13 protein-coding genes are annotated in these 11,856 nt (G+C 55.2%); 10 read left to right on the forward strand and 3 right to left on the reverse strand.

Annotated features, from left to right (window positions below):
* Together HOJ95_16880 and HOJ95_16885 are read right to left on the reverse strand one after the other, a co-directional pair.
* Positions 1–1,319: sigma-54-dependent Fis family transcriptional regulator (locus tag HOJ95_16880; GenBank protein MBT6396372.1), on the reverse strand; the 1,319-nt coding region annotated here is incomplete at its 3' end.
* 53 nt (positions 1,320–1,372) lie between these two features.
* Entirely contained in the window at positions 1,373–2,203 is an 831-nt protein-coding gene (locus HOJ95_16885; GenBank protein MBT6396373.1) for a maleylpyruvate isomerase family mycothiol-dependent enzyme, read from the reverse strand.
* A 295-nt stretch (positions 2,204–2,498) separates the two neighbouring features.
* Here HOJ95_16885 and HOJ95_16890 point away from each other — a divergent pair, with 295 nt between their 5' ends.
* From HOJ95_16890 to HOJ95_16935, 10 genes are all read left to right on the forward strand, one after another.
* Positions 2,499–2,987 carry a hypothetical protein gene (locus tag HOJ95_16890; protein MBT6396374.1) on the forward strand — a complete coding sequence of 163 codons (489 nt, stop codon included), beginning with the start codon at positions 2,499–2,501 and terminating at the stop codon, positions 2,985–2,987.
* 42 nt (positions 2,988–3,029) lie between these two features.
* Complete coding sequence (locus tag HOJ95_16895) at positions 3,030–4,352, forward strand: radical SAM protein (GenBank protein ID MBT6396375.1); 1,323 nt, start codon at positions 3,030–3,032, stop codon at positions 4,350–4,352.
* Positions 4,349–5,755 (forward strand): 30S ribosomal protein S12 methylthiotransferase RimO, encoded by a 1,407-nt coding sequence (rimO, locus tag HOJ95_16900; GenBank protein ID MBT6396376.1) that lies wholly within the window; start codon positions 4,349–4,351, stop codon positions 5,753–5,755. The genes HOJ95_16895 and rimO overlap by 4 nt, the downstream gene beginning before the upstream one ends.
* Before the next feature lie 26 nt (positions 5,756–5,781).
* Positions 5,782–6,237: an isoprenylcysteine carboxylmethyltransferase family protein gene (locus tag HOJ95_16905; protein ID MBT6396377.1), complete on the forward strand. Its 456-nt coding sequence runs from the start codon at positions 5,782–5,784 to the stop codon at positions 6,235–6,237.
* A gap of 24 nt (positions 6,238–6,261) precedes the next feature.
* On the forward strand, positions 6,262–6,504 hold the full coding sequence (locus HOJ95_16910) for a hypothetical protein (GenBank protein MBT6396378.1): 243 nt from the start codon (positions 6,262–6,264) through the stop codon (positions 6,502–6,504).
* Positions 6,505–6,816, forward strand: coding sequence for a hypothetical protein (locus tag HOJ95_16915; GenBank protein ID MBT6396379.1), 312 nt, complete (start codon positions 6,505–6,507; stop codon positions 6,814–6,816).
* Positions 6,817–7,611, forward strand: a complete 795-nt coding sequence (locus HOJ95_16920; GenBank protein MBT6396380.1) for an FkbM family methyltransferase — start codon at positions 6,817–6,819, stop codon at positions 7,609–7,611.
* Positions 7,612–7,669: 58 nt separating this feature from the next.
* The gene (locus HOJ95_16925; protein MBT6396381.1) at positions 7,670–8,194 is read left to right on the forward strand and encodes a DinB family protein; all 525 of its coding nucleotides are present in this window, start codon (positions 7,670–7,672) and stop codon (positions 8,192–8,194) included.
* A gap of 136 nt (positions 8,195–8,330) precedes the next feature.
* A complete protein-coding gene (locus HOJ95_16930; protein ID MBT6396382.1) occupies positions 8,331–8,447 on the forward strand; it encodes a hypothetical protein in 117 nt (38 codons plus the stop codon).
* Between the two features lie 180 nt (positions 8,448–8,627).
* Positions 8,628–9,911: an MFS transporter gene (locus HOJ95_16935; GenBank protein ID MBT6396383.1), complete on the forward strand. Its 1,284-nt coding sequence runs from the start codon at positions 8,628–8,630 to the stop codon at positions 9,909–9,911.
* Between the two features lie 154 nt (positions 9,912–10,065).
* Here the strand turns inward: HOJ95_16935 and HOJ95_16940 are convergent, their stop codons facing one another.
* Positions 10,066–11,742, reverse strand: a complete 1,677-nt coding sequence (locus HOJ95_16940) for a TRAP transporter fused permease subunit (GenBank protein ID MBT6396384.1) — start codon at positions 11,740–11,742, stop codon at positions 10,066–10,068.
* Between the last annotated feature and the right edge of the window lie 114 nt (positions 11,743–11,856).

An 11,856-nucleotide genomic window follows, 5' to 3' on the forward strand; every position in this document is an offset into this window, starting at 1 on the left:
AGGGTGCGCCTGTCGATACCCAGTATGCTCGATGCGCGGACCTGATGCCCCCCCACCCGGGATAGCACGGATTCGATATGGCGGCGTTCGAGTTCATCGAGACTAATTTCCGAGCCGACGAGCGGCCCTGGCGCCCCGACTCCGTTGCCATTGACGCCTGGCGGGATGTCATCCTCCTCGATAACCTCCTGATCGCAGAGCGCGACGGTGCGCTCCATAACATTTTCAAGCTCGCGAACATTCCCCGGCCAGCGATATCCCATGAGTCGGCGAAGCGCCGCGCGGGATATTTTCTTGAGCGGGACGACGTTGCGGGCACAGAATTTTTCGACAAAATGATCGGCCAGCAAAATAATGTCATCATCCCTTTCGCTTAACTCGGGCAAGAGAATGGGAATCACATTCAGCCGGTAATAGAGATCTTCCCTGAAATCTCCCTGGCGGGTCATCTCCTCAAGATTGCGGTTTGTCGCCGCAATAACACGCACGTCGATCGAGATATTCTCTCGCCCGCCAATTCGCCGGATTTCACGCTCCTGGAGCGCACGAAGCAACTTCACCTGAATTGACGGAGGCACCTCGCCCACCTCGTCGAGAAACAAGGTTCCGCCGTTCGCCTCCTCGAAAAGACCCGCCCGACTAGAGACGGCACCGGTGAATGAGCCTTTCGTGTGACCGAACAGTTCACTCTCCATCAGCGTTTCGGGAATTGCGCTGCAATTGACGGCAACAAAGGGCTTCTCGCTGCGATCACTGTGAAAATGAAGCGCCTTGGCGATCAACTCCTTGCCTGTGCCGCTTTTCCCCTCAACAAGCACCGTGCTTTGGGTTTTAGCGATGCGTTTGACCATGTCGAAAACCTGGGTTATCGCCTTGCTCTTGCCGATAATGCCCTCCAACCCATATTTGTCATGCACCTCCTTGCGGAGGGATTTCACCTCACGGCGAAGATGGTGCGATTCAAGCGATTTACGCACAGCGAGAAGCATTTCGTCGATCTTAAAGGGCTTTGTCAGGTAGTCGAAGGCGCCGGCCTGGATGGCCTCGACGGCGGAAGTGACAGAAGCGTAGGCCGTCATCAAGATAACGGTGGCAGAGCTGCCCTGCTCGCCAAGCGTACGGAGGAGCGTCATGCCGTCTATGCCGGGCATGCGAACATCAGAAATCACAAGATTGTAGTCGGTGTCGCCGAGGATTCGGAGCGCCTCGTCAGCGCTTGATGCCGTGCGGACTTCATACCCCTCGCCCACAAGCAATTTGTCGAGGAGCTGCAACATCCGCTCCTCGTCATCCACCACCAAAATTCGCTCACCAGGCATCAGGTTTCAAACCTCCCGCCCACAGACACTACGGCAGCGGATAAATCCAATTCTTAGTATGTCGTATAGACAACGTTCAACAAAAGATCGGCGGCGGCGATATCACCCTCGACCTTGAGGTGGCCTTCGGCTTCAGCCGCCTTGCGCTTCATCCGGCCGTAGGGGAGGAGAAGGTGCGCCTCGGCATCGGCGGTAATTACCGCCTGATAATCACCGGAAATCTCCGAGGAGACACAGAGCGTCTCACCGCTGATCTCAGCCGTCCATTCGAAAGCGGGCGCCGTCGATATAAAATGAAAGCGGCCCTCGAAAGGAGGCTTGTCTCGACCATTATAGAGCCGCACCATAAAGTCAGGAACGAAAACGAGCATTCCCTCGGCACCCTGCGGCACAACCCGGCTTGAAGGATCAGCGCCCCAGCGTATATCCCAATCGTGAACGACGAGTTCGACGAGACGCATCCCAATCCAAGCCTTAATGAAGTTAAGTCCCCTCGGATGATAGCCAAGCTTGTCGAGGTCATCTTTCGTTATGCGCTCAGCGTCTTTTTGAAAATCGGCTGAGGTTGAATCAAAGATATCCATCATCTCATCGCGCGGGAGCGCCATCAGCTCCTCGCCCTTAACCTTGCGGATGGCCCAAAATTCCTTGGCGTCTTTACCATAGGGTGGCTCGGGCGGAAGGCCGTCGAGCGCTCGCCGGATGCTGTTTCCGTAAAACGCACCACCGGTCGTCACATGACTAATCGCGTGCGCAGCCGTCCAGCCCGGACAAAAAGTATCCCGCGCCCAATCATCATCGCCAATCCCCCGCCAGAGAGCTGAAACTCGTTCGGTCTCAGATTTTATGAGTGGTACACGGGCAAGACTCTCATCACGCCACACTTGGACATCCTCCTGAAACAATAAAAAGCCGAATTGCTTACAATATGCACAGACGACTTTATGAAGACAAATTTATCATCTAACCAGAATTTCCTCTCCGTATTTCCTGCCTGAGTATACCCATGGCGAGGCGGAGTTTGTCCACACACACACAGAAAGGATATTCAGTTGGATCATCTCCGGCGCTTCTGATATTTTCGAGGGGCGGGATTTCTATGTTCCTGGTTTTTTAAGGATTTACGGGCCTCTATATTGCCCCGTATGTCAATTTATAGATTTTTTTAAGGAGTTACCGATGGCCTCTCGCCAAATCGTGTCAACGATATGCGTGCTCGCCCTATACGCGGTGGTAATAGCCGGATGCAGTAAAACGGCAATTAAAACAACTGACGAAACCCTCAGCCTCCCCTTACGTGGAGTCGGGGCGGCCGGAAAAGTAGTCAGTGGAATCGGAAAGGCCAGTGGAGACCTCATCAACAGGGTACTCCTCGACCGGAACCGAACTGCTCTTTTACGCGAACACAGGGACACGCTTGCCCACCTGGGCGCGGTGAATAAGTTTATCGAAAACCGCAAAATCTCTCTCATCGGTTCCGAGAGCCGCCTTCTTCGGGACGCCAGCGATCGCCTGGCTGCGGTGGGTCGCCAACTGGAAACCAAACGTATTCCATCTGCCGCCGGCCTAAGAATGTACCGCCAGCTCGATGGCGTGCGCCAATCATTCGACCTCATTCGCCGGAGCTACAACTCGCCACGCTACATCGGCTTCATAGCGGATCGTTAAAAATTCGCAGAATGGGACCCCTTTAAATATATGACCCCTCTCATGGTAATGGCCGATTCCAAGGGCCAGCTTTTTGAGCATCCCGAATTATTGATGGTCGGTGCGCTCGGCTCAGAGGCCGTCGCTCCGGAGTCCGAGGAGCTTTCACCGCTTCCCGAGGGAAGCCGCTTCTTCACGATACCTGAATCCCTTCCGGTTGGTGGCGACGCCGAAATCGATGAACTCACCACCATCGACAATGTCGATTGGGGCGATGGTCCCGAAACGCCCCAGGCGGCTTGCACTTTCCCCTCGCCGGGATGGATGCGCACCCTTTTGCCATTTGCCGAGCGACAAGAAGGCGCCGCCCCGCTGCCGCTATGGGCCTACACGGCACTCGGATACGACCCCGAGGGCGATCAATTCGTTTGCGCGGCAGTGCAAGTGGACGACTGCCCGCGCTGGCAACCAGAGGAATACGATGACCGCAACCTCCCGGAGCGGCTTAAAGAGGCGAAGGGAAAATTTCCGAAAAACCGAATGATCCCCCATCTTGAGCATTGCGCGACGGAGTCTCATTGTTTTGCAGCAAAAAATTTCTTCTCCGGGAGGTGGGAGATGGGCATGCCTATCGCGCCGCTTTGCAATGCCGACTGCCGGGGCTGTATCTCGCTTCAGCCGGATGGTCTTTTCCCGGCGAGCCACGAGCGAATCGAATTCGTCCCCACCCCTGAGGAGCTGGCCGAAATAGCGGTCCCACATCTTGAGAACGCCGAGAAAGCTGTGGCCAGCTTTGGGCAGGGCTGCGAAGGTGAGCCTCTACTTCAAGCCGGGATCATCGAGCGGGCCTGCCGCCTCATCCGAGAGCGGGCCGACCGGGGCACCCTCCATCTCAACACAAATGGCAGCCGCCCTGAGTGGATCGAAAGGCTCGCAACGGCGGGGCTCGAAAGCATTCGCATCAGCACGAACAGCGTCATCCCGGAGCGCCACAGGGCCTACTACCGACCCGAAACCTATGAATTTTCCGAGGTCGAGGACACGGTTAAAGCCGCTGTCGGAGCGGGCCTCTACACCCAGCTCAACTATCTTGTTTTCCCGGGGGTAACGGATCGAGAAGCCGAAGTCGAGGCGCTGATAGATTTTTGCGGGCGCACCGGGCTCCATGTGCTCCAAATGAAAAACTTGTGCATCGATCCGGCGCTCTATCTCGAAACATTGGGCGACGAGGAAGAAACCGGCGAGGCGATCGGCATGCTCCGATTGCTTGAGGTCCTTCGCGAGGAGGCGCCCGAAGTCGCGATACGCTATTTCAACCACCCGAGGGACGAATGGCACCTAGATCCCGGTGCCTCAACATCGATTCAAGCGGGAGGGCCCGAATGAGCAGCGGCTTTCTCGAAATAAAAGATATTTCCGAAATGCCTCTCGTCAGCCACGCTGCGCCCCCTCCAGCAGAAGGGGCTCCCACCGTCGCGCTTGTTTCGCTGGGTTGCGCGAAAAACACGGTGGACAGTGAAATCATGCTCGCCGCGCTGTCGCGAGCGGGCTACCGCCTGGTGGCAGATGCCGGCGAGGCCCAAGTCGCCATCGTCAACACGTGCGGATTTATAGAGGATGCCAAGCGCGAGTCGATTGATACGATTCTCGATCTCGCTGAACTAAAAAACGAGGGGCCCTTAGAATCCCTTATCGTCGCCGGATGTCTTGCGGAGCGATATCGGGGCGAGCTGGCGCAGGGCTTGCCCGAGGTGGATCTTTTCCTGGGCACAAGGGAATACGACCGCATCGCAGAACTGCTCGCCGCAAAATCCAAGGGAGCAAAGCCAGCCCGCGAGGCGTTCTCCGATACCTTGATGGACTACAGCCGCCGTCTGCCGCGTATTCTCTCAGAGCCCGGCCCTAGCGCTTATCTCAAGGTGGCCGAGGGCTGCTCACGACCCTGCACTTTTTGCGTCATACCGCGCTTCAGGGGCCGTTTCCGCTCCCGCGAGACGGAACACATCATCGAGGAGGCCCATGCCCTCGCCGAGGCCGGGGTAAAAGAAGTGAACCTTCTTGCCCAAGAAATCACGAGTTGGGGCACAGACCTCGGCGGCGGCTCTTCTCTTGCAAAACTTCTAGAGGCGCTGAACGAAGTCAATGGCCTGCGATGGATTCGTATTCTCTACAACTACCCACGCGGGGTGACGGATGAACTTCTCTCGGCCATCTGCGATTTGCCAAAGGTCGTTGAGTATATCGATATGCCCCTTCAGCACATCGCCACTCCGGTGCTCACCGCCATGCGTCGGGGAATAGACGAGGCGGGAACACGTGAGCTTATCGAGCGCATGCGCCAAGCAATACCAGGCTGTGCACTAAGAACAACGATGCTCGTCGGGTTTCCTGGCGAGACAGAAGCAGACTTTGAGCTTTTGCTCGATTTCGTTCGTGAGGTACGCTTCACACGGCTAGGGGCGTTTGCCTTCTCGCCCGAGGAGGGCTCGATAGCCGCGCGCCTACCGAACCCGGTTCCGCTAGAAGCTACGCGGGAGCGACTGAATCGCCTTCTCGAGCTTCAGGAAGGGATACAGGCCGAAGCCAACGAGGCGCTTTTCGGAAAAAGGGCTGATGTTCTCGTCGAGGGTATCAGCGCCGAGGGGCTCCTTCGCGGGCGAACCCGCCACCAGGCCCCCGAGGTGGACGGCGAGGTGTTTTTAGACGAAACCGAGGCCACTGCCGGTGAAATTATCGAATGCGAATTCATCAGCACCGATGGGGTGGACCTCATCGCACGGGGTATTTAAGCACTGGCAAAAGTGAGGAGACATCTTTGTTAGGGCAACTATTAAAAATACCACCGCTCATCGCGCTTTTCTGCCTGCTCGGTGGTCTTATTCTGGACTCCCTGCTTGACTTCACAAAACCGCCAATCGGATGGGGTTTCCGCTCGATCGGAATAGGCCCAATGGGTCTCGGTTTATGGCTGATGGCCCAGGCGTTTAAGACCTTTCAGCTCAGGGGCACCACCTACAAACCTTGGGAGGCACCCTCCGCCCTCGTCACCGATGGGCCGATGCGCATTTCCCGAAACCCGATGTATCTGGGCATGGCGCTGATCATCGCCGGGGTCGGTTGGTTGCTCGTCTCGACGCCCGTTATGCTCTCGGGTCTCGTTTTTGTGCTGATCTTCCAGAAATTTTTTATTCTCCCCGAGGAAGAAACGCTCAAACGCCTTTTCGGAGAAGAATATCTCGACTACCGCAGCCGAGTTAGAATGTGGCTTTAGCCCATTTATTTAGGAGGCCCGCGAATGGCCCGCATCCCTGAAGTAACTAGAACGCCGGAAGACCCCATCGCCAAAGAAGCGTTCGAGAGCCAGATAAAAGCGCACGGGTTCGTTTTCAACACCTCGAAAATCTACGCCCACCGACCAACCATCCTGCAAGGGCACAATTTACTCAGCCAGGGGGTGGAAGCATCCGGCCTGCTGGGCGAAGACCTCAAGGCGTTAGTCAACGTGAAAGTCTCCAGCATCAACGGATGCCCTTTCTGAGTGGACATCAATTCATCCCGTGGGATGGATAGCGGTCTCACCCTCGATAAAATTGGCGCTCTGGACAGTTACCAGAACGACTCACGCTTCACCCTCCGCGATAGGCTGGCGATTGAATTCGCCGAGCGCATGACACGAACCGAAATGGACGTCACTGATGATTTTTTCACCGACCTACAAGAAGAGTTCAGCGTCGAGGAGCTTGTTGAACTAGCTGGTGTCATCGCACTTGAGAATTTTCGCTCAAAGTTCAACAACGCGTTTAGAATCGAGGCTCAGGGTTTTTGTGTACTGAAAAATCAGGATAGCTAAATGGAAAACGAATTTAACGTAGTCGTTTCGTGTCGCGACGGAGAATTTATCGCGAACAAAAATGACATTTACGTTGGGCGCTCGCTCATCAAGTACGGCGAATTCTCGTATCAAGAAATGGTTTTGTTCAAGGCGCTATGCGAGCCGAGCGATGTCATCATCGAGGCAGGAGCCAACATCGGCGCCCACACGGTCGGGCTCGCAAAGCTCGTCGGGCTTGAAGGGCGTGTCGTCGCCATCGAGCCCCAGGCCACCCTTTACCAGAATCTGTGCGGAAACATTTCCATCAATTCGCTGACGAACGTCGATTGCCTGAACTTGGCGCTATCAAATGAGGCTGGCACGGCCCTTGTTCCCCACTTTAACTATGTGGAGGAAAACAATTACGGCGGAGTCGCCATGGGGTCGAATGAAGCCGGCTACGAGGTGCAGCAAATGCGCCTGGACGATTTGTTTCGTTTTCCAAAACTCAAGTTTCTCAAAATCGATGTCGAAGGAATGGAGAAAAAAGTTTTGGAAGGCGCCGAGAATATCATCAAACAATTCAGCCCGGTCATGTACATCGAAAACGACCGCCTCGACCGATCAAAAGATCTTATCGAACACTTGTTTAGCCTCGACTACGACCTTTGGTGGCATATCACCCCGCTGTTCAACGAAAATAATTTTAATGGCGATACCGAAAATATTTATCTGGGTGTACCGTCGGTTAATATGCTGTGCATCCACGCATCGGCAAAAGCCAAAATCGACCTTCCGAAAATTGAAGATAGTGGACAGCATCCAGTAAATTAATAACCCCGCCTCGCGTGGAGCTATCTTAAAACACCCAAAGATAAACAGGAGTTTTAAAATGAACGCAACAACCATCATCCTTGGCCGCCTTGATGCCTACGCTGGCCAGATGAAGAACGTTATGGAAGAAATTACCGAGGAAGATCTCTACTTCCAGGCTGGCACGGAAGACAACCCCATCGGCTGGCTAACCTGGCACATGACCCGCTACGAAGACCTCGTTTTCTCACACATCTCAGACCGCCCCCAGATATGGATCGGGGAAGGGTGGCACGAAAAATTTAGCCGACCGGCTACGCCCGAGGACACCGGAGCTGGCCACACCATCGAGCAAGTGAAAAATTTCCGCGCAACGAAAGAAACACTCATCGACTACGCGGCCGCTGTCCGCCTCAAGACAAAACACTGTCTATCCGATCTCACGGACTTTAATCTTGATGCCCAAGTCGATGATTTTGGGCGCGGCAGCAATGTCGCCGTCGGCGAAGTGCTGGGACGTTTTTTTGGCGATCATATCTCCCATGTAGGCCAAATCTGCTACATCCGGGGACACTTAAAAGGCTGGGGGAAATACGGAAGGTAGGGGATCAATTTCTCTGGAATGTTCCCTGAATATCATTTATAATTTTACAAGTTCCAACACAATTGAATAACAATAGATAGAAAATCACACCGCTGGAAATAAATATTGTCGGCTTTCTTGTGCCTGGAGATTAACTATGCCCCTTTTCCGAAAAGACCTCCCGCAACTCTCGGGCGAGCTTTACCTCGGCGGATGCTGCGGCACAGATCACAGGCACATCCAGGAAATTGCGTCGGCCTGCGTGGACGGGTGAGCAACTCAATGTTGCCGTCTCATGCAATTTCACCATCTCCGCCTTTATGGCCCTTGGTAGATCAGAAAAATCCAAAGGGCACACCCCCTCTCCCCTTGCGCATTCTCCCCCATCGCCCCTACCATGCGCGCCTCGTCTATTGGCGAAACCGGATTTAATTTTCCGTTAACTGGGGGCTTCATGACAACAAAGAAATCCACTGAGAATACCCCATCTCGGGGTCTTTATTACGGCTGGTACATCCTGGCGGTGGTAGTTCTGTTCCGCCTCTTCGGGGGCTCGCTGCGCCAGTCCTTCGGCACTTTCTTGATACCCATCCAGGAAGATTTCAACATGAGCAGAGCGATGATCTCGCTGCCGGTTTCGCTCTCGCTCATCCTTTTTGGCTTCTCACAGTTCTTCGGAGCGCTTTTGATCGTCCGCTTCGGCTCCCGGACGATCATCACCATCGGCGTCGCCCTAACCGGGCTCGCGATTTTCGGGATGAGCCAGATTCACTCGATCTGGGGCTTCTTTTTTTTCTACGGTATCGTCCTGGGGATGTCAGGAATTGGCAACAGCGCCACAGCCGTCTCCCCGCTGATCTCGTGGTGGTTTGTGGAACGGCGCGGGCTGGCTTTCTCTATCGCCTCGACCGGATCGAGCCTTGGCCAGGCCACCATCATCCCGGTGCTGGCGATCATGCTCGCCGCCATGGGCTGGCGCTCGACGTTTTTCTGGTCGGGAATGGTGGTCCTCGCCATCATCGTTCCGATCTGCTTTCTCATCATCCGAAACCGTCCGGAGGACATGGGCCTCACCTCGGCGGACGCGAGGACATCGCCTGACAAATCTCAGACACGCATCGTCCCATACGATTTACATTGGATTCAGTGCCTTCTCAAAAAACCTTTCATTCTTTTGCTCTCAAGCTTTTTTACCTGCGGATTCACGGTGACGGTCATCGCGGTGCACTGGATTCCCTTTGCGAGCGATGTGGGCTTCTCGCCCATCCTGGCGGCGACGGCTTTCGCTGCGGGCGGGGCTCTGAATACGGTGGGAGTGTTGATGGTAGGCCCACTCTCGGATAAAATCGGTCGGAAGATCCCGCTGAGCTGCGTCTACCTTTTTCGCAGCCTGGGATTTCTTCTGTTCATCTTCTTTAAGAACGATGTAACGGTGTGGGCGACGCCGATGATGATCGGTTTTTCATGGATCGCCACCGTGCCGCTTACCTCGGCGTTGACTGCAGATTTCTTCGGCGCGAAAAACGTGGGCATGCTCTTCGGGCTCATCTCGGTGAGCCATCAAATTGGCGCCGGACTGAGTGCTTGGTTGAGCGGCTATATCTTTGATGTGACGGGAAGCTACGATTTGGCCTTCGCCATGGCGGCCTATTTGTGCGTCCAGGCGGCGGTACTCGTCTACTTTATCAACGAGAGAGAAACCCGCGAGGGCGGAATGCCCCAACCCCAGCCAGCATAAAACCCGGCTAGAGGTACGCTCCCCGGCAGGCGGGGCATGTTGTGAAAGCGGGTAATTTCTTCATAGGCACGAATCATATCCTGGCGCACACAATCAACTACTCTCTCGACATCCAGGCGCTGGCCGCAGAGCTATCGAAAAATTTCAAGTGAAATTAAGCTGGTTGCGGTTTTCCCCGCGGAGGGGCCGCGCCTTCGTCCTTCACACCCGTATACTGAATGGCTACCATGACAACCATAATTAGCGTTCCCGTGATCTTCATCCAGGGCACATAGAAGAACAACAGAATACTCGCCACCACAAAGACAATTCGCTCCCAGGTTTGCAATTTACGACGCATGTAGCCCTCAAGTGCCGCCGAGGCACAGAAAAACCCCATGAATCCTGTAAGCCAGACGGTGCCGATATCGAACCACCCAGCACCCTTTGTCATATTGATTGGGGTGTAGGCCATCAGGAAAGGAACGATATAAAGCGCCTTGGCCAGTTTGAGCGAGGCAAATCCTGTGCGCATCGGATCGGCGCCCGCCACACCCGCCGCGATGAATGCCCCCAGCGCAAAGGGCGGCGTAAGCGATGCGTCCTGGCTCAGCCACAGAATCATCAGATGCGCGCTCAGAAGCGGGACACCTAACTCCACCAGTGCAGGCACGGCGAGGATCGAGAGCAGCACATAGCTCGCCGTGATCGTCATGCCCATTCCCATGATGTAGCTCGCGGCGGCGCAAAGAAAAATCGCCACCGGAAGCGCTGTTCCCGTAATGCCGAAAGCGTTATCAAGAGCATGCGAGTAGCCCAGGATAATCGAGGAGAATTTGATGCCGAGGCCGGGCATCGAAACTCCGGCAAGCACGATGCCCATCACCCCTGCCGTCACACCGATAATGAGCGAGTTAATCGCCCCTTGCTCAAGCCCGTCGATAACGCGCGGGGAGGAGAGCACTGTCGTCGCCACCACCGCCCAGAATATAGACTCGATAAAGGTGTGTCCCATCGTCGGAAGAACAAGAAGCAGACCCAGCCCGGCGAGAAGCTGCCAGTTCTCCATCAAGGCGCCTCCGGGCGGCTCCGCTTTCGCCCTCTCTATATAAGAGGCGGCAGCCGCACCGGCCTCCTCGGGACTTTTCCCCTCGCCAATAACTTCTTTGGCGTGCTTGGCGGCCTGGTACTCAAGCCTATCGTTTCGGGTACTCCAACCGGGCCGGCCCAAAGCGCGAGCAAGAATCGGCGGGAAGGCAATCAGACGGGTATCCTCTCGAAAAAAACCGAGAACCATCGCCAAGATTATGGACCACAGTGCAGCATCAAAAGGCGAGCGACCAATGACCAGCCGAAAAATAAGCAACGCCACCGGCAAGAGCAGATAACCATCTTTTTTCAAAAGGGGCCAAAGCTCAGGCAAATCCTCTTTTGGCAGACCGTGAATACCGTCCATCCCCGAGCGGAAGTGAACCGACATGTAGACCGCGAAGTAGTACATCAGCGCAGGAACGAGCGATATCAGCGCTATCCATCCGTAGTCTGTTTCCGTGAAAGCCGCGACAAGAAACGCCGCCGAGCCCATGATCGGAGGTAGCAAGTGGCCGCCAATCGAGGAGACTGCCTCAACCGCCGCCGCATAGTGGGGCTGGTAGCCTGCCCGTTTCATCAGGGGAATCGTGAAGGTTCCGGTGATGACAATGTTGGCCGCGCCGCTTCCCACAACCGAGCCCACCAGACCACTCGATACGACTGAGGCCTTTGCGGCGCCGCCACGCAAACGTCCTACCAAGGCATAGGAGAGATCGATGAATACATCTCCGACTGACCTTGCCCCTTCAAACCGGTCCAAGCTGAAAGAGAGGATATTCGATACTCTTTTGGTAAGACCGCCCAACCCGGGAGGGGATTTAGATGAGCAAGAAGCGCCATACACCCGAGCAAATCATATCCAAGCTAAGAGAGG

This window comes from Nitrospinaceae bacterium (assembly GCA_018669005.1).
Taxonomy (GTDB): domain Bacteria; phylum UBA8248; class UBA8248; order UBA8248; family UBA8248; genus UBA8248.